Origin of the sequence: Azospirillum picis (assembly GCF_017876115.1) — a bacterium.
Lineage (GTDB): Bacteria > Pseudomonadota > Alphaproteobacteria > Azospirillales > Azospirillaceae > Azospirillum > Azospirillum picis.
Map to the genome: position 1 here is coordinate 115,500 of NZ_JAGINO010000003.1, position 20,253 is coordinate 135,752.

Below are 20,253 nucleotides of genomic sequence, written 5' to 3' on the forward strand. Positions count from 1 at the left end.
AGCCGCTCCGCCAAGAATGTTTGGAGATTTTGCATGACCAGGACGTTCGTTGTGACCGCTGTTGGAGCGGTCTTGCTGTCCACCACCGCCATGGCCCAGGTGGCGGGGTCTGCGACAAGCCCGCAGGCCGGGACGAGCTACATGCTTGGTACGTCGTCCGGCGGCGTCGTTCCGCCGGTGACCGCGCCCGCGCGCGGCCTGCCGGTGACCGACACCGCCCAGGGCGGCAAGGTCTTCGTATTGGGCGAGCAGATCGGCAACCGCGAACTCGCCAACCAGCCGACGGTCTATGGCAACGCCGTCTCGGGAAGCTCGAGCGCCGCGGTGCCGGGCACCTACGGCAGCACCTATGGCCAGCCCGCCGGAACGCCGATGGTGATGCCGGCCGCCAGCGCTGCGGACTTCGTGACCCGCGCAGGCCAGAGCGGCGCCTTCGAGATCGAATCGAGCCGTGTGGCGCTCGACCGCGCCTCCGCCGCCCCGGTGCGGCAGTTTGCGAACCAGATGATCGATGACCATACCCGCGTGAGCCGGAACCTGATGGCCGTGGCCGAGGCCCAGAGACTCAAGGCGCCGGCGATGCCCGACATGGCGCACCAGCAGCAGGTTTCGCAACTCCAGACCCTGACGGGCAGCGCCTTCGACCGCACCTACATCCAGCAGCAGGTGATGGCGCACCGTGACGCCGTCGCGCTGTTCGAATCGGTCGCCAACAGCAGCCAGGCCGACCTCCGGCCCTTCCAGAGCCTTGCCATGCAGACGCTGCCGACCTTGCAGCACCACCTGCGCGAGGCCGAAGCCATGGCGGCCGGCGCGCCGCTCGCCAGCGCCCGCTGATGTGAGGTGACCCGGGAACGGCCCCATGGCGCGCCCTGCCGGATGCGCCATGGGGCCGTTCTCATGTCCGCCGCCCGTATCCTGCAATCACCCGTGGGAACTCAGCGCAAGGCACGGATGTTCGCGGCATACCGCTCGGGCCCGCCGGCAAAGGTCGCCGTGCCGGCGACCAGGACATCGGCGCCGGCCTCGACCGCGAGCCTTGCGGTTTCCGGGTTGATGCCGCCGTCGATCTCAAGGTCGATGGGCTTGCCGAGCGCGTCGATGCGGGCACGCAGGTCCCGGATCTTCGGAAGCTGGCTCATGATGAAGCTCTGGCCGCCGAAACCGGGGTTGACCGTCATCACCAGCACGAGGTCGATGTCCTGCAGCACATGCTGGATGGCGTCCACCGGCGTCGCCGGGTTCAGCGAAACGCCGGCCTTCTTGCCGAGCGACTTGATCAACTGGATGGTGCGGTGCAGGTGCGGCCCCGCCTCCGGATGGACCGTGATGATGTCGGCGCCCGCCTTGGCGAAGTCGGACACGAAGGCGTCGACCGGCGAAATCATCAGGTGAACGTCGAAGACCTTGGCCGAATGCGGCCGCAACGCCTTCACCACCCCCGGCCCAATGGTGATGTTCGGCACGAAATGGCCGTCCATCACGTCGATATGGATGTAGTCGGCGCCGGCCGCGTCGACGGCACGGACCTCCTCGCCCAGCTTGGCGAAATCGGCGGAGAGGATGGAGGGCGAAATCTTGACGGCGCGCATGGCGATTGTCCTGGAGCAGGGGCTATGGCGATGGTGAGGATTGACACCTTCCTATCACGCGGTCGCGCAGCAAGTCATGGAGATGATGCATAGGAACGCCGCTGGCGATCACCTGGGGCCAGCGCAGACGGAGCCGTTTGAGCTTTACCGCGACCGCCGTGCGTTGTATCCATCCGGATATAGATCGGCAACGAGCGGATTGGAGATGACGATGATCGGTCCTGGCTTTGCACCGATGCGCGTTGGCGTGACACGGGCAGCCCTCGCGATGATCGTGGCGGCCGGCGTGAGCCTGGCGGCCCCTGTGGCAATGGCCCAGGACGTCCTGGTCCTGGCAGCGGCATCCACCAAGAATGCGGTCGAGAAGCTGGCCACCCAGTTCAAGGCCAAGACCGGTGCCTCGATCACCTCGTCCTTTGCCGCATCGTCAGCGATGGCCAAGCAGATCGAGAATGGCGCGCCGGCCGATATCTTCATCTCGGCCGATCTGGACTGGATGGATTACCTGCAGAAGCGCAACCTGATCAAGACCGACAGCCGCGTGAACCTACTCGGCAACGAGCTGGTCGTCGTGGTGCCGAAGGGCGCGACCGTGAAGCCGGACCTGTCCAAGGGGGGCAGGCTGGCGGAACAACTGGGGGACGGACGGCTGGCGACGGGCGATCCGTCGAACGTTCCGGTCGGGAAGTACGCCAGGGCCGCACTGGAGACGCTGGGCCAGTGGACGGCGATCGAACCGAAGCTGGCCCGCGCGGACAGCGTCCGCGCCGCCCTGGTGCTGGTCAGCAGGGGGGAGGTGCCGATGGGAATCGTCTATCGCACCGATGCCGCCATCGATCCAGGAGTCGAGGTCGCCGCGGCCTTTCCGCCGGACAGCTATCCGGCCATCGTCTATCCGGCCGCACTGACCGCCACCTCGCAGAGCGGCCAGGCCGGCGCGTTCCTCGACTACCTCAAATCGCCCGAGGGAATGGCGGTGTGGAAGGAATTCGGCTTCGTTCCCGCACCGAAAGCACCGTAAGCTCCGCCGCATGGATTTTCTGACGCCGATGGAGATCACCGCGTTGCTGCTGAGCCTGCGGGTTGCGGGTGTCGCCATCGCGTTGGGGTTGCCGGTTGCCGTGCTCGCCGCCTGGGTGCTCGGACGCTATTCCTTTCCCGGCAAGACGCTGTTCGACGGGCTGGTCCATCTGCCGCTGGTCCTGCCCCCGGTGGTCACCGGCTATATCCTGCTGGTCACCATGGGCACCAAGGGGGTGATCGGCGGCTGGCTGTACCAGACCTTCGGGGTCAAGCTGATCTTCACCGCGGAAGGGGCATCGTTGGCCGTCGCGGTGACCTCCTTCCCGCTGATGGTACGGGCGATCCGGTTGTCGGTGGAGGCCATCGACGGGGGGCTGGAGGCGGCGGCGCGCACGCTGGGCGCCGGACCCGTGGACCGCTTCTTCACCATCCTGCTGCCGCTGATGGCGCCCGGACTGCTGTCCGGCTCCATCGTGGCCTTTGCCGCCGCGATGGGGGAGTTCGGAGCGGTCATCACCTTCGTCTCCAACATCCCCGGCCAGACGCAGACCCTGCCGCTGGCGATCTACGCCGCCACCCAGGAACCGGGCGGCGACGCCGTCGCGGCGCGGCTCGCCGCGATCTCCTTTTCGGTCGCCCTGGTCGCGCTGATGCTGTCCGAACTCCTCGCCAGCCGTGTCCGCCGGCTGATCGGGCAAGCCTGATGAGCATGCTGGACCTGTCGATCCGCCAGAGGCTCGGCGCCTTCACGCTGGATGTTTCCTTCGCGGCGGACGGGGCAGGGGTGACGGCCCTGTTCGGACGGTCGGGATCGGGCAAGACCTCGATCATCAACGCCATCGCCGGGCTTACCAGACCTGACGGCGGCCATATCCGCGTCGGCGGCACCACCTTCTTCGACAGCGCGCGCCGGATCGACGTTGCGGTGGAAAAGCGGCGCATCGGCTACGTCTTCCAGGACTCCCGGCTTTTTCCGCACATGACCGTGCGCGGCAACCTGGAATTCGGCCTGCGCCGAGTGCCGGCTGCCGACCGCCGCATCGCCTTCGGTCCGGTCGTCGACCTGCTGGGGCTGGGCCATCTGCTGGACAGGCGGCCACGGGGGTTGTCCGGCGGCGAGAAGCAGCGCGTGGCGTTCGGGCGCGCGATACTGGCGCAGCCGCGTCTGCTGCTGATGGACGAGCCGATGGCGTCGCTCGACGCCGCCCGCAAGGCGGAAATCCTGCCCTACATCGAGCGGCTGCGCGACGAGATGAACATTCCCATCGTCATGGTCAGCCACGCGCTCGATGAGGTGGTGCGGCTGGCCAACACCCTGGTTCTGATCGCGGACGGCAGGGTTGCCGCGTCCGGCTCGGTCGGGGCCGTGATGGGCAGGCTTGATCTGCAGGCGGTGACCGGAACGCATGACGCCGGGGCGGTGCTCGACCTGACGGTGGAACGCCATGTCGACGAGGACGGTTTGACGGTCCTGGCATTCGACGGCGGTCGGTTGACGGTGCCACGCGTGGCGCGCGCGCCGGGGGCGACGGTTCGTCTGCATATCCATTCCCGCGACGTCGTCCTCGCACTCCGGCAGCCGGCCGGCGTCAGCCTGCGCAACGCCCTGGCAGCGAAGGTCGTCGAGGTTGCCGAGTCGGGGCCGACGGCGGCCGACGTGCGGCTGGCGGTGGGGGGAGCCTTCCTGATCGCACGCGTCACCCGTGCGGCGGTCCGCGAACTCGGACTTGAACCCGGCCTTCCGGTCGTCGCGCTCGTCAAGGGGATCGCCTTCGAGCCGACGTCCGGCGCGACCGCCCGGGACCGCGTCGTCGACGTCTGACGCGGCCCCGGTGCTTTGCCCCGGCTTACTGTCCGCCGGACGAGGAGGTGGAGCCGGTGCTGGCGCCACCGCCCGCCGAACCGCCGGCGGTAGAGCCGCCGGGCATCGTCGTGCCCGAGGTGGTGCCGCTCACCGGGCCGTTGCCGATCGGGCCGGCCGAGCCGGCGCCAGTTCCGCTGCCGGTGCCGGTGCCTCCGGCGGTGCCGCCGTCAACCGTCGAGGAGCCGGGCTGGCTGCCGCTGCTGCCGCTGCTGGTTGTCGGGCTCGACTCCCTAGAAGCGTTGGAGTTCTGCGTATTCTGCTCGTCGCAGGCTGCCAGTCCCAAAAGAAGGGCGGGAAGTGCTGCGATCAAAAGCTTGCTGCGCATGGGAAACTCTCCTTGGCCATGTTCTCGCGGTAGGGCGCCGCTCCTCGGGCGGAGGGACGCGGGGGCCGGATAGCCTGCGGACTTCTCGCGGCTTCACATGGTCGCGCCGGCACCGTGATTGTCAGAACACCCGCCGGACGTGTTTCATTCCCTCCGTCGAACGGATTATGCCGCCGGGTGGTGCCGCGGGTGAAGCCGTCGGACTTTCGCGGAACGTTCCGTCAACTTGTACGCCGGCAGGTGCCGTTACCCATTACTGGGTTGCGCAAAGAACACGATGTTTCAGCGACTTGTCCGTTCCATATTTTTCGTTTGACCGGCGGAAAGTGGCTGTGATTCCATCTCGCACCATGACGATGATCGCCGATCTCACCGATACGCTCGCCCGCGCCGCGAAAAGCGCGATTCGCCAAGCCATCATGCCGGCGCTGTGCGCCTGCGTGGTTGCTTACTTCGCGTACTACGCCATCCACGGCGATCGCGGCTTGGTGGCGAAGAAGCACATGCAGGACGAGATCGGCCAGGCGCAGGAGGTCCTGTCGCAGTTGCGGACGCAGCGCGAGGACATGGAGCGACGCGCCCAGTTGCTGCGCGGCGACGGCCTCGATCGCGACATGCTGGAGGAGAGGGCGCGCCAGATGCTCAACTTCTCCAATCCCCGCGACGTCATCGTGAAGCTGCCGAAGCTTGCCGATCCGCAAGCTGAAAGCACGGAGAAGCAAGGGAAACCAGCGAATTAACCGAATTTCGGTTAATCGCGATTCACCGTTGAAAAACAGGTATTTGCGCGGGCCGTCAAGCTCGTGTACTGTGCGCGCCATATCCGCTTCCGGTGCGGGCCTACGCATGCCCGCAACGTGTGGCGTCAACGGTTGTTGCTTTGACCGTTGCCGCATGACCCCTGGGGAGGAACCATGGCCGCGTCCCGACGCCGTCCGACCAAGGCGCAGACCGACACCGCGCCCGCGCAAGCCGTTTCCAACGAACAGCTTCTTCATTACTACCGCGAGATGCTGCTGATCCGCCGCTTCGAGGAGAAGGCGGGCCAGCTTTACGGCATGGGCCTGATCGGCGGCTTCTGCCACCTTTACATCGGCCAGGAAGCCGTCGTCGTCGGCGTGCAGGCTGCGCTGAACGAGGGTGACACCGTCATCACCAGCTATCGCGACCACGGCCATATGCTGGCCTGCGGCATGGATGCCAAGGGCGTGATGGCCGAACTGACCGGGCGCCGCGGAGGCTACTCCAAGGGCAAGGGCGGCTCGATGCACATGTTCAGCCGCGAGAAGAACTTCTACGGCGGCCACGGCATCGTCGGCGGCCAGGTCCCGCTTGGAGCCGGCCTGGCCTTCGCTCACAAGTACCTGAAGGACAATGGCGTTTCCGCGGTCTATTGCGGCGACGGCGCCATCAACCAGGGCCAGGTCTACGAGAGCTTCAACATGGCGGCCCTGTGGAAGCTGCCGGTGCTCTTCGTCATCGAGAACAACAAGTACGCCATGGGCACCTCCCAGGAGCGTTCGTCCGCCGGCGAGCTGTACCAGCGCGGCGCGGCCTACGGCATCCCGGGCTACCAGGTCAACGGCATGGACGTCCTCGAGGTGAAGGCCGCCGCCGACCAGTGGGTGAAGTACATCCGCGAAGGCAACGGCCCGGTCATCCTCGAGATGAAGACCTACCGCTACCGCGGCCACTCCATGTCCGATCCGGCCAAGTACCGGACGAAGGAGGAGGTCGAGAAGATGCGGTCGGAGTCCGATCCGATCGATCAGCTCAAGTCCAAGTTGCTGGCCGGCGGCCAGATCGACGAGGACAAGCTGAAGGAGATCGATCGCGAGGTGAAGGCGATTGTCACGGAGTCGGCCGAGTTCGCGCAGCAGAGCCCCGAGCCGGATCCGTCCGAACTCTACACCGACGTGCTCGTCGGAGCCTGATCTCTGCCCGGACTTCTCCGAGCCTGGACGTAACGAAAAGCTGGAGCGGCGCCGATCGGGACGGTGCCTTTTCCCTATGGGGAAGGGCGACCGGACTCCCCGCGCCGCCGGAGGTTGAGGAATGCCGATCGAAGTGCTGATGCCGGCCCTGTCGCCCACCATGACCGAGGGCAAGCTGGCGAAATGGGTCAAGAAGGAAGGCGACACGGTCAAGTCCGGCGACGTGCTCGCCGAGATCGAGACCGACAAGGCGACCATGGAGGTCGAGGCCGTCGATGAGGGCCGCGTCGGCAGGATCCTGGTGCCCGAGGGCACCGACAACGTCGCGGTGAACACCCCGATCGCCGTCCTGCTCGAAGAGGGCGAGGACGAGAGCGCGCTGCGCGAGGGCGGCAACAAGCCGACCGTCGCCGGCCCGACCAACGCCGCCCCGGCATCGGAAGAGACCAAGGCCGCCCCTTCGGCGGTGCAGGCTCCCGCCCCGGCCCCCACTTCCGCCCCGACGGTGCCGGCCGCTCCGGCCGCAGCACCGGAGTCGGACGAGGACAAGTTCTTCGCCAAGACCGTCAAGAAGACGGTGCGCGAGGCCCTGCGCGACGCCATGGCCGAGGAAATGCGCCGTGACGAAAAGGTCTTCGTCATGGGCGAGGAGGTCGCGCAGTACCAGGGTGCCTACAAGGTGACCCAGGGCCTGCTGCAGGAGTTCGGCGACGCCCGCGTGATCGACACGCCGATCACCGAATATGGCTTCGCCGGTCTGGGCGTCGGCGCGGCCTTCAAGGGCCTGAAGCCGATCGTCGAGTTCATGACCTTCAACTTCGCCATGCAGGCGATCGACCACATCATCAACTCGGCCGCCAAGACGCTCTACATGTCCGGCGGCCAGATGGGATGCCCGATCGTCTTCCGCGGCCCGAACGGCGCGGCCGCCCGCGTCGCCGCCCAGCATTCGCAGTGCTACGCCTCCTGGTATGCGCACTGCCCGGGGCTGAAGGTGGTCTCCCCCTGGTCGGCGGCCGATGCCAAGGGCCTGCTGAAGGCGGCGATCCGCGATCCGAACCCGGTCGTCTTCCTCGAGAACGAGATCCTCTACGGCCAGAGCTTCGAGGTTCCGGACGACGAGGAGTTCGTCCTGCCGATCGGCAAGGCCAAGATCGAGCGCCAGGGCAAGGACGTGACGATCACCGCCTTCTCGATCATGGTCGGCCATGCTCTGGCCGCCGCCGAGGAGCTGGCGAAGGAAGGCATCGAGGCGGAGGTCATCAACCTGCGCTCGATCCGTCCGCTCGACACCGCCACCATCGTCAACAGCGTCAAGAAGACCAACCGCCTCGTCTCCGTCGAGGAAGGCTGGCCCTTCGCCGGCATCGGCTCGGAGATGGCGGCGCTGATGATGGAGCAGGCCTTCGACTATCTCGACGCGCCGGTGATCCGCGTGGCGGGCGTCGACGTGCCGATGCCCTACGCCGCCAACCTGGAAAAGCTGGCGCTGCCGCAGGTCGCCGACATCGTCAAGGCCGCCAAGCAAGCCTGCTACCGTTGAGAGGAGGGCTGATAGGATGACCGTTCAGATTCTGATGCCCGCCCTCTCGCCCACGATGACCGAGGGCAACCTCGCCAAGTGGCTGAAGAAGGAAGGCGATACGGTGAAGTCCGGCGACGTGCTCGCCGAGATCGAGACCGACAAGGCGACCATGGAGGTCGAAGCGGTCGACGAGGGACGCATCGGCAAGATCCTGGTCGCCGCCGGCAGCCAGGGCGTTGCGGTGAACACGCCGATCGCCATCCTGCTGGAAGAGGGCGAGGACGAAAGCGCGCTGGCATCCGCCGGCGCCGCCACTCCGGCTCCTGCGGCGAGCCCCGCTCCCGCCGCCCCGTCGGCCCAGGCGGCAGCTCCCGCCGCCGCTCCGGCGCCCGCCGCTGCTCCGGCGGCGGCTCCGGCTCCCGCAGCCTCTGGCGACCGCGTGTTCGCCAGCCCGCTGGCGCGCCGCATCGCCGAGCAGGCCGGCGTGGACCTGAAGTCGGTGAAGGGCACCGGGCCGAACGGCCGCATCGTCAAGGCGGACGTCGAGGCGGCGAAGGCCGCCGGTCCGGCCAAGGCGGCAGCCGCTCCGGCAACCGCCACCGCCGCCCCGGCTCCGGCCGCAGCTCCGGCGGCACCGGCCCCGGCGACCAAGCCGGAAGGGATCGACGCCAAGGCGCTCGCCGACAAGCTCGGCATCGCCTACACGGCGGTGCCCAACAGCGGCATGCGCAAGACCATCGCCAAGCGTCTGGGCGAGGTGAAGCGGACCGTTCCCGACTACTACCTGACCGTCGATATCGAGATCGACGCGCTGATGAAGGTCCGGGCCGAGCTGAACGGCCGGTCCGACGCCTACAAGCTGTCGGTCAACGATTTCATCATCCGCGCGGTGGCCCTGGCGCTGAAGAAGGTCCCGGCGATCAACGCCGCCTGGACCGACGAGGCGACGCTCCAGTACCAGCATGCCGACGTTTCGGTTGCGGTCGCCACCCCGACCGGCCTGATCACCCCGATCGTCAAGAAGGCCGAAGCCAAGGGTCTGGCCGAGATCTCCAACGAGATGAAGGCCCTGGCCAAGAAGGCGCGCGACAACGCGCTGAAGCCCGAGGAGTATCAAGGCGGCACCATCTCCATCTCCAACCTGGGGATGATGGGCGTCAAGCAGTTCGCCGCGATCATCAATCCGCCGCAGGCCTGCATCCTGGCGGTTGGCGCCAGCGAGCAGCGTCCGGTGGTCAAGGACGGGGCCATCGCCGTCGCCACGGTGATGAGCCTGACCGGCACCTTCGACCACCGCATCGCCGACGGCGCCGTCGGTGCGGAATTCCTTGCGGCGGTGAAGAAGCTGCTTGAGGATCCGCTGTCGATGCTGCTCTGACGGTTCGAGGATCCGGATCGATGTCGCAACGCCTTGCCCCGCTCCGCGCCGAGATCGACGCCATCGACGACGAGATCGTCGCACTGCTGGGCAGGCGCCTGTCCGTCGTCCACCGCGTCGCGGCGGTCAAGATGGAGGAGGGCCTGCCGGCCCTCCTGCCCGACCGCGTGGAAGCGGTCAAGCGGCGGGCTGCCGAGGCGGGCAAAGCCTGCGGCCTCGACCCGGACTTCATGGCCACCCTGTACCAGACGATCATCGACGAGGCGTGCCGGGTCGAGGACGGCATCTTCGCCGCCGGCAAGGACGGCACGCCTCGCTCCTGAATGGGGAGAACACCCTTGGCCGACATGAATTACGACGTCATCGTCATCGGCGGCGGGCCGGGCGGTTACGTCGCGGCGATCCGCGCCGCGCAGCTCGGGCTGCACACCGCCGTTATCGAACGCGAGAACCTGGGCGGCATCTGCCTGAACTGGGGCTGCATCCCGACCAAGGCGCTGCTGCGCTCGGCCGAGGTGCTGCACCTCGCCAAGCACGCCGCCGACTACGGGCTGGTCATCCAGAACCCGTCCTTCGACCTCGACAAGGTCGTCCAGCGCTCGCGCAAGGTCGCCGGCCAGCTCAACGGCGGCGTCAAGCACCTGCTGAAGAAGAACAAGGTCGCGGTGATCGAGGGCTCCGCCAAGCTGGCCGGCAAGGGCCAGGTGGCGGTGACCAAGGGCGACGCTCCGGTCGGCACCTTCGGCGCCAAGCACATCATCATCGCCACCGGTGCCCGCGCCCGCACGCTGCCGGGGCTGGAGGATGACGGCAAGCTGGTCTGGACCTACCGCAAGGCGATGACGCCGGACCGCATGCCGAAGTCGCTCCTGGTCATCGGCTCGGGCGCCATCGGCATCGAGTTCGCCAGCTTCTACAACGCGCTGGGCGCCAAGGTCACCGTGGTCGAGGTGATGGACCGCATCCTTCCGGTGGAGGATGAGGAAATCTCCGGCATGGCCCGCAAGGCTTTCGAGAAGCAGGGCATGCGCATCATCACCGGCGGCAAGGCCGGCAACCTGCGCAAGGCCGCCGACAGCGTGACCGTGGCCGTCGAAGCCGGCGGCAAGACCGAGGACATCACGGTCGACCGCGTCATCGTCGCCGTCGGCATCAGCCCCAACACCGAGAACCTCGGCCTGGAGAACACCAAGGTCAAGCTGGACCGCGGCCACATCCAGACCAACGGCATGTGCCAGACCGACGAGCCGGGCGTCTACGCCATCGGCGACGTGACCGGCGCGCCCTGGCTCGCTCACAAGGCCAGCCACGAGGGCGTGATCGTCGCCGAGCACATCGCCGGCAAGCACCCGCACGCGCTGGACGTCCGCAACATCCCCGGATGCACCTATTCCCACCCGCAGATCGCCTCGGTCGGCCTGACGGAGAAGAAGGCCAGGGAAGCCGGCTACGAGGTCAAGGTCGGCCGCTTCCCCTTCGTCGGCAACGGCAAGGCGATCGCGCTGGGCGAGCCGGAGGGGCTGATCAAGACCATCTTCGACGCCAAGACCGGCGAGATGCTGGGTGCCCACATGATCGGCGCGGAAGTGACCGAGCTGATCCAGGGCTACGGCATCGCCAAGTCGTCGGAGCTGACCGAGGCCGAACTGATGCATGCGGTGTTCCCGCATCCGACCCTGTCGGAAATGATGCATGAGTCGGTCCTTGATGCCTATGGCCGGGCGATCCACTTTTAACTAGGATTTTCCGAGGTGGCGTTTTCCCCTTCCGGACGGAGCCATGGACCGCAGCAGCGCCGCGTATGACGAGGATTTCTATGCCTGGACGCAAGCCCAGGCACAGGAGCTTCGCCGTGCCGGCGCCGAGCGGAACAACGCCCCGGTCGACTGGGAGAACGTCGCCGAGGAGATCGAGAGCGTGGGCCGCAGCCAGAAATCCGAGATCGACAATCGCCTGGGCGTGTTGCTGGTCCATCTGCTGAAATGGCTGCTGTGCCCCGATCTGCGCGAGCGGTGTGAACGTGGGTGGCGGCTGACCGTCCGGGAGCAGCGTAAGAAGCTGATCCGGGAGATCAAGGACAGCCCGAGCCTCCGGCCCTACATCACGGAGATCTTCTCGGACGCCTACGCGGATGCCCGCCTGCGCGCGGCCGTCGAAGCCGATACCCCCGACGGCCATTTCCCGGTCGAGCCGCCTTTCACGCTTGACCAAGCGCTCGATCCGGCCTATCCGGCCGAACTGTTTCCGCCGGAATGGCGGGTTTGACCATCCTCATCGCACCTATTTGTCGGGGCCGGGGCATCGCGTCGGCCATCGGGAGCTTTAGACCATGACCCTCGTCGACCAGACCGAGAAGCTGCGCCACCCCGAGAAGGCCCATAAGCCCGACAACCCCATCCAGCGCAAACCGGCCTGGATCCGGGTCAAGGCGCCGATGAGCCAGGAATACAACGAGACCCGCCAACTGATGCGTGGGCTGAAGCTGAACACCGTGTGCGAAGAGGCCGCCTGCCCGAACATCGGGGAGTGCTGGAAGCACAAGCACGCCACCTTCATGATCCTGGGCTCCATCTGCACGCGCGGCTGCGCCTTCTGCAACGTCGAGACCGGGCGCCCGGATCTGCTGGACCCGCATGAGCCCGACAATGTCGCCGAAGCGGTCGGCAAGCTGAAGCTCAGCCACGTCGTCATCACCTCGGTCGACCGCGACGACCTCGCCGACGGCGGTGCGGAGCATTTCGCCCGCACCATCCGCGCAGTCCGCGCCGCGTCGCCCAGCACGACCATCGAGATCCTGACCCCCGACTTCCAGAAGAAGAAGGGCGCTGTCGAGGTGGTGGTGGAGGCCAAGCCCGACGTCTTCAACCACAATCTGGAAACGGTGCCGCGCCTCTATCCGAACATCCGGCCGGGTGCGCGCTACTTCGCCTCGCTGCAGCTTCTGGCGCGGGTGAAGGAACTGGATCCGACGATCTTCACCAAGTCCGGCCTGATGGTCGGCCTGGGCGAGACGAAGGAGGAGATCGGTCAGGTGATGGACGACCTGCGCTCCGCCGATGTGGACTTTCTGACGATTGGGCAGTATCTCCAGCCCACGCCCAAGCATGCGGCGGTGGATCGTTTCGTGACTCCCGAGGAGTTCGACGGTTATTCCACCGTCGGCCGCGGCAAGGGCTTCCTGCTGGTGGCTTCGTCGCCGCTGACGCGCTCGTCCTATCATGCGGGTGCGGATTTCGAGAAGCTGCGCGAAGCCCGGCTGCGCAAGCTGGGTGTCGCGGCCGCCTGACACCAACTGGTGCAGGCGAAATAAGAAAGGATACGGTACGGGTATGCCGACGCACGCGGAAAAGAAGGTTCTTCCCTACACGCCCCGGCAGATGTACGACCTGGTCGCCGACGTGGAGAAGTATCCGGAGTTTCTGCCCTGGTGCTTGGCGGCCCGTATCCGCAAGCGCGAAGGCGACGTGATGTTCGCGGACCTGATCATCGGTTTCAAGATGGTCCGCGAACGTTTCACCTCACGGGTGGAGCTGAACGAGCCCGGCTGCCGCATCGACGTGCAGTACACCGACGGCCCGTTCCAGTACCTGAACAATCATTGGATCTTCAGCGACCATCCCAACGGCTGCTGCGTCGATTTCTTCGTCGATTTCGAATTCCGGTCGAAGATGCTGCAGAAGATCATGGGCCTGCTGTTCAACGAGGCTGTGCGCCGGATGGTACAGGCATTCGAGACGCGGGCAGCCCAGCTCTACGGCCCGGCCGGCGCGCGGCAGTCGGCTTGAGGCGTGCCGCGCCAGCCGTAGTAGCTGGCGCGCGCCATTCTCAGCCCTTGTCGGACCACAGCTCTCCGCCGGTGGCCCAGTCGCTCTTCTTCACGTCGTGGAAGATGATGTCGACGGAGGCCGGCGAGCAGCCGAGCGCCTTGACGGTGGCTTCGGTCAAGGCTTTGGCATAGTCCCGCTTCTGCTCGGTCGTCCGTCCTTCGAAGAACTGGACGTTGATGGTCGGCATCGCTTTTCCCTTTCCTGTGATGGGCTTGCCGGCGCTCGTTCAGCGCAGGCTTTCGCTTGGACGGGCCAGCCGCAACCGCTCCAGCGCCGCCTGGACGGTCGCCAGCCGAACGGCGTCGCGATCGCCGGGGAAGGTGTATTCCTTCGCCTTGGCCGCGCCGCCCCGCACTGCGGTCGCGATGTAGACGCGGCCGACCGGCTTCGTCTCGGTGGCGCCGCCGGGGCCGGCGATGCCGGTGACCGCCACCGTCACGTCGGCGCGCGACTTCGCGAGCGCGCCGACGGCCATGGCGACGGCGACCTCCGGGCTGACGGCTCCGTGGGCATGCAGAAGACTGGCCGGGACGCCCAGCATCTCGGTCTTGGCGATGTTGGTGTAGGTGACGAAACCGCGGTCGACGACTTTCGACGAGCCCGCGATGTCGGTCAGAGCCCCGGCGATCAGCCCGCCGGTGCAGGATTCCGCCGTCGCCAGCATGTAGCCGGCCAAGCCGTACTCGGCGAGCGTCTGTGCCGCGAGGTCTCTGATCGGCTGGGGAAACATGAGGGTCCTCTTCCGGTTCGGCGGCCTTGGGGGCTTTGGTTCAGAGATTATCCGGGAAGGCGGACCGTCGCCACTGCCTGGGCGGCGATGCCCTCGCGCCGGCCGGTGAAGCCGAGTTGCTCCGTCGTCGTGGCCTTGACGCTGACCCGGCCGGGTCCGATGCCTAGAATTTGGGCGATGCGCTCGGTCATGGCGGCGCGGTGGGGGCCGACTTTCGGGCGCTCGCAGATGATGGTCACATCGGCATGGGCGATGACGCCGCCGCGCGCGGCGACCAGGTCGGCGGCATGGCGGAGGAATTTGGCGCTGTCGGCGCCGCGCCACTTCGGGTCGCTCGGCGGGAAGTGGCTGCCGATATCGCCGTCCGCCAGCGCGCCGAGGATGGCATCGGTCAGCGCATGCAAGCCGACGTCGGCGTCGGAGTGGCCCTCCAGTCCCTGGTCGTGCGGAACCTGCAGGCCGCAGAGCGTCACGAAGCTGCCGTCCGTGAAACGGTGGACGTCGAAGCCGCTGCCGGTGCGCACATCCCACAGGGCGGACATCAGGCTGCGCTCCGCCCGCGCGAGATCGTCGGGGGTGGTCACCTTGAAATTCTCCTCCTTTGCCGGCACCAGCGCCACGGCGAGGCCGGCACGCTCGGCAACGGCGGCGTCGTCGGTCAGCGACAGCCCGGCGGCGGCACGGTGGGCCGCCAGGATGTCGGGGAAACGGAAGCCCTGCGGCGTCTGGGCCCGCCACAGCCCCTCGCGGTCGACCGTATCGGCGACGACCGCGGGTCCGGCACCGGCGCCGGCACGCTTCAGCGTGTCGGCGACAGGCACTGCGGCGATGGCCCCGGCCATGGTATCGAGCGCCCCGATGACCCGATCGATGGTGCCGGCGTCGACCAGCGGACGGGCGGCGTCATGGATCAGCACGAGGTCGGCCGGACCGTCGGCGGCGATGGCCTCCAGGCCGTTGCGCACTGAATCCTGGCGGCTGGCGCCGCCGGCCACCGGCCCCGGCAGGCCAAGTCCGGCGACCGCCGTCTCGTAAGCCTCGCGCCAGGACGGGTCGATGACCACCCGCACCGCCGTGACCTGCGGGTGGTGCAGGAACGCTTCGACCGTGCGGCGAAGCACCGGCTTGCCGGCAAGGGCGAGATACTGCTTCGGCCGTTCGGCCCCGAAGCGCTGGCCGGAGCCGCCGGCGACGATCAGAGCGATGCAGGTGGGCATGGGGCAAACCGTAGGATATGATAACCACTTGACGGACACGTCGCGGAACCTAGCCTGTTGCCGTGGTTCCGCCAAGTGCCGAGCCTTGACGCGCGCCCGGGATGTGTTCCGGCGGTGCGCCGGGCGGCATGACGCGGCGGAAAGACGGGAGCGCATTCGGGTCCATGTCGCAGAACATCCTTTTGAGCCTGACGGCGCTGGTGGCCCTGGTGCCGGCGGCCTTCTATCCCTATCGCCGCATCGCGGGGCAGGGACTGGAGGGGCGGGGCTGGTCCTTCTGGGGGGCTCTGCTGCTCGCGGCGGCGGGGCCGGGCATGTGGGCCATCTTGCAGGTGGCCGGCCAGTGGCAGACCGGCTTCTCCACCGCCCTGTGGGTGACGACCGCCGCCTGCATGGCGCTGTTTCTCGGCCTCAGCCTGTTCCATGGCACCGCCTGGCGCCTGGCGCCGATCCTGCTGCCCTACCTGCTGGTCGTGTGCTTGTTCGCGACGCTGACCGAGGATGCGCCGGCGCCGGTGTTGCGCGGCAACGCGCCCGGCGTCTGGATCGATCTGCACATCGCGGTGTCGGTCTTCACCTATGCCCTGCTGACGCTCAGCGCCGTGGCGTCGTTCGCGGCGGTTGTCCAGACCCGCGCCCTGAAGACCAAGCGGCCGACGCCGCTCAGCCGCTTCCTGCCGCCGGTTGCCGAGAGCGAACGGCTCCAGCTCGCCCTCCTGATCGCATCCGAAGTGGTGCTTGGCGCCGGGCTCGCCACGGGGATGGCCGTCCTGTATTTCGAGCAGGGCAGGCTGTTCCGCCCTGACCACAAGACGCTGCTGTCCCTGGCGACCTTCGTGGTGATCGGCGTGCTGTTGCTTGCCGAGTACCGCACCGGGGTGCGGGGACGGACGGCGGCACGGACCATGTTGATCGTCTATCTTCTGGCGACTCTCGCCTATCCGGGGGTCAAGTTCGTCACCAACGTGCTCATCGGGTCGGGGACCTGGTACTGACCGGCGGGCAGGGATGGGCGGCCTGGGGGCTATGCCCTTGCGTCGCGCTGCACCTGCGTGATAATCTGCACAAATTGTTGGCACTTTGTTGTTTTGCCCATCGATCGGGCAGGTGAGAATGACCATACAAATCGGCCCTATCACGCTCGCCGGACCGGTGATCCTGGCGCCCATGTCGGGCGTGTCCGACCTGCCGTTCCGCCGCCTCGTCAAACGGGCGGGCTGCGGCCTCGTTGTGTCGGAGATGATCGCCAGCCAAGCGATGATCCGCGAGAACCGCCAGACGCTGCGGATGGTGGAGACCGAACCCGAGGAATTCCCGATGGCGGTGCAGCTTGCCGGCTGCGAGCCGGAGGTGATGGCCGAGGCGGCGAAGCTGAACGAGGACCGCGGCGCCGCGGTCGTGGACATCAATTTCGGCTGCCCGGTCAAGAAGGTCGTCAACGGCCATGCCGGGTCGTCGCTGATGCGGGACGAGGCTTTGGCGGGCCGCATCCTCGAGGCGGTGGTGAAGGCGGTGAGCATCCCGGTGACGCTGAAGATGCGGCTGGGCTGGGACGACGGCAACCGCAACGCCCCGCGGCTCGCCCGCATCGCCGAGGAATGCGGCATCCGCATGGTGACGGTCCACGGCCGCACCCGCATGCAGTTCTACACCGGCACCGCCGACTGGTCCTTCGTGCGCAACGTGAAGGAAGCGGTATCGATCCCGCTGGTGGTCAACGGCGATATCACCGGGTTCGAGGCGGTGGACCGGGCGCTGGCGGAATCCGGGGCCGACGGCGTCATGATCGGGCGCGGCAGCTATGGGCGTCCCTGGTTCCCGTCTCAGGTCATGCATTACCTGCGCACGGGCGAGAAGCTGTCCGATCCGCCGCTGCACGAGCAGATGGAGACGCTCCTGGAGCATTTCGACAGCATGCTCAGCCATTACGGCAGCGACGGCGGCATCAAGGTCGCCCGCAAGCACGTCTCCTGGTACTCCACCGGCCTGCGCGGTTCCAACGAGTTCCGGCAGGAGGTCAACCGCCTGGGCGATCCCGACGCGGTGCGCGAGCGCATCCGCTCCTTCTATGAACCGGCAATCGAAAGGATGGCCGCCTGATGGAACCCGCCTCGATCACCGCCCCTGTTTCCCGTGGCCGGTCACGGGCGGCCGGCGCACGGTCTCCGCGGCTCGATACGCTGGTCGTGCTCAACAGCCTGCCCGATCCGGTGCTGGTGGTGGATGGCACCGGCGAGATCCGGTTCGTGAACCTGGAGGGGCAGGAGTTCTTCGACCTGTCCGCCAACGCCATGGAAGGCATGCCGCTGCCCGACCTGCTGCCGGCCGACAGTCCGGTGATGGGGCTGATCGAGCAGGTGCGCCGTGGCAGCCGCCGGGTTTCCCAGGATGGGGTGATCATCGACACCCCGCGCATCGGACCCCATCACGTCACCGTGCAGGTTGCGACGATGGGCGATCCCGCCGACCATGTCGTGCTGACCATCCATGAGCGGTCGCTCGCCCGCAAGATCGACCATTCGCTGACCCATCGCCATGCCGCACGGTCGGTCACCGCCATGGCGGCGATGCTGGCGCATGAGGTGAAGAATCCGCTCTCCGGCATCCGTGGCGCCGCGCAGTTGCTGGAGGAGAACGCCAGCGATCAGGACCGCATGCTGACCCGGCTGATCTGCGACGAGGCCGACCGCATCGTGGCGCTGGTCAACCGGATGGAGGTGTTTTCCGACGAGCGGCCGCTGGAGCGCGCCGCCGTCAACATCCACACGGTGCTGGAGCATGTCCGCAAGGCCGCCCAGAGCGGCTTTGCCCGAAAAATACGCTTTATCGAGCGGTATGACCCGTCACTGCCTTCTGTTTACGGCAATCGCGACCAACTTGTGCAGGTTTTCCTGAATCTGGTGAAAAATGCGGCAGAGGCTGCCCCAGAAACAGGCGGCGAGATCACGCTGACCACTTCCTACCAGCATGGTGTGCGCATGGCGCTGCCGGGCCGGGACGTGCGCCGGCACCTGCCGTTGCTGGTGACGGTACAGGATAACGGCGACGGGATTCCGGAGGATCTGCAGTCCAACCTGTTCGATCCGTTCGTAACGAGCAAGGTGAATGGAACTGGCCTTGGTCTTGCATTGGTGGCCAAGCTTATCGGCGATCATGGTGGAACCATCGAGTTCGACAGCCAGCCTCGCCGAACCGTCTTCAAGGTGTCGCTGCCGATGTACGATGATTCGAAACAGGATGACTCAAGGGTCCACGAGGACTCGAAGATGTCCGGAACTGGCCTGCAAACCAGAGGCGGCCGGGGGAGTCGTTGATGAGCGCGGCGACCATTCTCGTCGCGGATGACGATCGCGCCATCCGCACCGTTCTGACGCAAGCGCTCGCCCGCCTCGGGCATGAGGTCCGCACCACCGGAAACGCCGCGACGCTGTGGCGTTGGGTGGCGGACGGGCAGGGGGACCTCGTCATCACCGACGTGGTGATGCCGGACGAGAACGGTCTCGACCTGATCCCGCGCATCAAGAAGCTCCGGCCGGAGCTGCGCGTCATCGTCATGAGTGCGCAGAACACGTTGATCACCGCCGTCAAGGCGGCGGAGCGAGGCGCCTTCGAGTACCTGCCCAAGCCCTTCGACCTGAAGGAACTGGTATCGGTGGTGGAGCGGGCGCTGAACGCCAACACCCCGCCGGTCGCCATGCCGGGCGAGATGGCCGAAGGGGAGGAGCAGCTTCCGCTGATCGGCCGCTCGCCGGCCATGCAGGAAATCTACCGGGTGCTGGCGCGCCTGATGGGCACCGACCTGACGGTGATGATCACCGGCGAGTCCGGTACCGGCAAGGAGCTGGTGGCCCGTGCCCTGCACGACTACGGCAAGCGGCGCAACGGAGCGTTCGTCGCCATCAACATGGCGGCGATCCCGCGCGAGCTGATCGAATCCGAGTTGTTCGGCCACGAGAAGGGGGCCTTCACCGGCGCCACAAACCGGTCCACCGGCCGCTTCGAGCAGGCGCAGGGCGGCACCCTGTTCCTGGACGAGATCGGCGACATGCCGCTCGACGCCCAGACGCGGCTGCTGCGGGTGCTGCAGGAGGGCGAATACACCACGGTCGGCGGGCGCACCTCGATCAAGACCGATGTGCGCATCATCGCCGCTACCCACCGCGACCTGCGGACGCTGATCCGCCAGGGGCTGTTCCGCGAGGATCTGTTCTACCGGCTTTGCGTGGTTCCCATCCGCCTGCCGCCACTGCGCGAGCGGACGGAGGACATTCCGCTGCTGGTCAGGCATTTCCTGAACCTCGGCATCAGTCAGGGGCTGCCCGCCAAGAGCATCGACCAGGCGGCGATGGATCGCCTGAAGCGCTACCGCTGGCCGGGCAATGTCCGCGAGCTGGAGAACCTCGTCCGGCGTCTGGCCGCCCTCTATTCGCAGGAGGTCATCGGGCTCGACGTCATCGAAGCCGAACTGGCGGATGCCACGCCGGCGGCCCAGCCGGTGGAAGAGCCGCAGGGTGAAGGGCTGTCCTCCGCCGTGGAGCGGCATCTGAAGGATTATTTCGCCGCCCACAAGGACGGCATGCCCTCCAACGGCCTCTACGACCGCGTTCTGCGGGAGATCGAGCGGCCGCTGATCTCGCTCAGCCTGTCGGCCACCCGCGGCAACCAGATCAAGGCCGCGCAGCTTCTGGGCCTGAACCGCAACACGTTGCGCAAGAAGATCCGCGACCTCGACATCCAGGTGATGCGCGGGATCAAATAGCACTAGCCGGCGTCCCTCATGCGGCCCCGAGGGGCGGCGGCCGTGTCTTAATTGTGACAGGCCGCCGCCCCTCGGCGGT

Annotated in this window: 22 protein-coding genes; 17 read left to right on the forward strand and 5 right to left on the reverse strand. The window is 67.1% G+C overall.

Annotated elements, in window-relative coordinates:
- The first annotated feature begins 33 nt into the window (after positions 1–33).
- Entirely contained in the window at positions 34–837 is an 804-nt protein-coding gene (locus J2850_RS05490; RefSeq protein WP_209979622.1) for a DUF4142 domain-containing protein, read from the forward strand.
- Positions 838–938: 101 nt separating this feature from the next.
- Here J2850_RS05490 and rpe read toward each other — a convergent pair whose 3' ends face one another.
- The gene (gene rpe / locus J2850_RS05495) at positions 939–1,592 is read right to left on the reverse strand and encodes a ribulose-phosphate 3-epimerase (RefSeq protein ID WP_209979624.1); all 654 of its coding nucleotides are present in this window, start codon (positions 1,590–1,592) and stop codon (positions 939–941) included.
- A gap of 247 nt (positions 1,593–1,839) precedes the next feature.
- Between rpe and modA the strand changes: the two genes are divergently transcribed.
- From modA to modC, 3 genes are read left to right on the forward strand one after another with little or no spacing between them, the layout of a single operon-like run.
- Positions 1,840–2,613 carry a molybdate ABC transporter substrate-binding protein gene (gene modA, locus J2850_RS05500; protein ID WP_307354140.1) on the forward strand — a complete coding sequence of 258 codons (774 nt, stop codon included), beginning with the start codon at positions 1,840–1,842 and terminating at the stop codon, positions 2,611–2,613.
- A 10-nt stretch (positions 2,614–2,623) separates the two neighbouring features.
- On the forward strand, positions 2,624–3,319 hold the full coding sequence (gene modB, locus J2850_RS05505) for a molybdate ABC transporter permease subunit (RefSeq protein WP_209979626.1): 696 nt from the start codon (positions 2,624–2,626) through the stop codon (positions 3,317–3,319).
- A 5-nt stretch (positions 3,320–3,324) separates the two neighbouring features.
- On the forward strand, positions 3,325–4,437 hold the full coding sequence (gene modC, locus J2850_RS05510) for a molybdenum ABC transporter ATP-binding protein (RefSeq protein ID WP_209980218.1): 1,113 nt from the start codon (positions 3,325–3,327) through the stop codon (positions 4,435–4,437).
- A 25-nt stretch (positions 4,438–4,462) separates the two neighbouring features.
- Here the strand turns inward: modC and J2850_RS05515 are convergent, their stop codons facing one another.
- Entirely contained in the window at positions 4,463–4,804 is a 342-nt protein-coding gene (locus tag J2850_RS05515; protein ID WP_209979628.1) for a hypothetical protein, read from the reverse strand.
- 350 nt (positions 4,805–5,154) lie between these two features.
- On the opposite strand from J2850_RS05515, the gene J2850_RS05520 reads away from it, so the two are divergent.
- The 9 genes from J2850_RS05520 to J2850_RS05560 all read left to right on the forward strand — a co-directional run bounded on the left by J2850_RS05520 (position 5,155) and on the right by J2850_RS05560 (position 13,426).
- A complete protein-coding gene (locus tag J2850_RS05520; RefSeq protein WP_209979630.1) occupies positions 5,155–5,544 on the forward strand; it encodes an FtsB family cell division protein in 390 nt (129 codons plus the stop codon).
- A gap of 174 nt (positions 5,545–5,718) precedes the next feature.
- Complete coding sequence (gene pdhA, locus J2850_RS05525; protein WP_209979632.1) at positions 5,719–6,738, forward strand: pyruvate dehydrogenase (acetyl-transferring) E1 component subunit alpha; 1,020 nt, start codon at positions 5,719–5,721, stop codon at positions 6,736–6,738.
- Positions 6,739–6,859: 121 nt separating this feature from the next.
- Positions 6,860–8,281 (forward strand): pyruvate dehydrogenase complex E1 component subunit beta, encoded by a 1,422-nt coding sequence (locus tag J2850_RS05530; RefSeq protein WP_209979634.1) that lies wholly within the window; start codon positions 6,860–6,862, stop codon positions 8,279–8,281.
- A 16-nt stretch (positions 8,282–8,297) separates the two neighbouring features.
- Positions 8,298–9,641, forward strand: coding sequence for a pyruvate dehydrogenase complex dihydrolipoamide acetyltransferase (locus tag J2850_RS05535; RefSeq protein ID WP_209979636.1), 1,344 nt, complete (start codon positions 8,298–8,300; stop codon positions 9,639–9,641).
- Positions 9,642–9,661: 20 nt separating this feature from the next.
- The gene (locus J2850_RS05540; RefSeq protein WP_209979638.1) at positions 9,662–9,964 is read left to right on the forward strand and encodes a chorismate mutase; all 303 of its coding nucleotides are present in this window, start codon (positions 9,662–9,664) and stop codon (positions 9,962–9,964) included.
- A gap of 15 nt (positions 9,965–9,979) precedes the next feature.
- Positions 9,980–11,377 carry a dihydrolipoyl dehydrogenase gene (lpdA, locus tag J2850_RS05545; RefSeq protein ID WP_209979640.1) on the forward strand — a complete coding sequence of 466 codons (1,398 nt, stop codon included), beginning with the start codon at positions 9,980–9,982 and terminating at the stop codon, positions 11,375–11,377.
- Positions 11,378–11,420: 43 nt separating this feature from the next.
- The gene (locus J2850_RS05550) at positions 11,421–11,906 is read left to right on the forward strand and encodes a DUF29 domain-containing protein (RefSeq protein WP_209979642.1); all 486 of its coding nucleotides are present in this window, start codon (positions 11,421–11,423) and stop codon (positions 11,904–11,906) included.
- Between the two features lie 64 nt (positions 11,907–11,970).
- The gene (gene lipA / locus J2850_RS05555) at positions 11,971–12,927 is read left to right on the forward strand and encodes a lipoyl synthase (RefSeq protein ID WP_209979644.1); all 957 of its coding nucleotides are present in this window, start codon (positions 11,971–11,973) and stop codon (positions 12,925–12,927) included.
- Positions 12,928–12,970: 43 nt separating this feature from the next.
- Positions 12,971–13,426, forward strand: coding sequence for a type II toxin-antitoxin system RatA family toxin (locus tag J2850_RS05560; RefSeq protein WP_209979646.1), 456 nt, complete (start codon positions 12,971–12,973; stop codon positions 13,424–13,426).
- A gap of 40 nt (positions 13,427–13,466) precedes the next feature.
- Here J2850_RS05560 and J2850_RS05565 read toward each other — a convergent pair whose 3' ends face one another.
- The 3 genes from J2850_RS05565 to J2850_RS05575 are packed head-to-tail and all read right to left on the reverse strand — an operon-like array spanning position 13,467 to position 15,415.
- Positions 13,467–13,655, reverse strand: coding sequence for a 4-oxalocrotonate tautomerase (locus J2850_RS05565; RefSeq protein ID WP_209979648.1), 189 nt, complete (start codon positions 13,653–13,655; stop codon positions 13,467–13,469).
- A gap of 39 nt (positions 13,656–13,694) precedes the next feature.
- Entirely contained in the window at positions 13,695–14,198 is a 504-nt protein-coding gene (locus J2850_RS05570) for a CinA family protein (protein ID WP_209979649.1), read from the reverse strand.
- A gap of 47 nt (positions 14,199–14,245) precedes the next feature.
- A complete protein-coding gene (locus tag J2850_RS05575; protein WP_209979650.1) occupies positions 14,246–15,415 on the reverse strand; it encodes a bifunctional 2-C-methyl-D-erythritol 4-phosphate cytidylyltransferase/2-C-methyl-D-erythritol 2,4-cyclodiphosphate synthase in 1,170 nt (389 codons plus the stop codon).
- A 164-nt stretch (positions 15,416–15,579) separates the two neighbouring features.
- Here J2850_RS05575 and J2850_RS05580 point away from each other — a divergent pair, with 164 nt between their 5' ends.
- The 4 genes from J2850_RS05580 (at position 15,580) to ntrC (ending at position 20,174) form a co-directional block, all read left to right on the forward strand.
- Complete coding sequence (locus J2850_RS05580) at positions 15,580–16,410, forward strand: cytochrome C assembly family protein (protein WP_209979651.1); 831 nt, start codon at positions 15,580–15,582, stop codon at positions 16,408–16,410.
- Between the two features lie 118 nt (positions 16,411–16,528).
- Positions 16,529–17,515 carry a tRNA dihydrouridine synthase DusB gene (dusB, locus tag J2850_RS05585; protein WP_209979653.1) on the forward strand — a complete coding sequence of 329 codons (987 nt, stop codon included), beginning with the start codon at positions 16,529–16,531 and terminating at the stop codon, positions 17,513–17,515.
- Positions 17,515–18,729 carry a two-component system sensor histidine kinase NtrB gene (locus J2850_RS05590; protein WP_209979655.1) on the forward strand — a complete coding sequence of 405 codons (1,215 nt, stop codon included), beginning with the start codon at positions 17,515–17,517 and terminating at the stop codon, positions 18,727–18,729. Before dusB ends, J2850_RS05590 begins: the two co-directional genes overlap by 1 nt.
- Positions 18,729–20,174, forward strand: a complete 1,446-nt coding sequence (gene ntrC, locus J2850_RS05595) for a nitrogen regulation protein NR(I) (protein WP_209979657.1) — start codon at positions 18,729–18,731, stop codon at positions 20,172–20,174. Before J2850_RS05590 ends, ntrC begins: the two co-directional genes overlap by 1 nt.
- Positions 20,175–20,253: the final 79 nt, after the last annotated feature.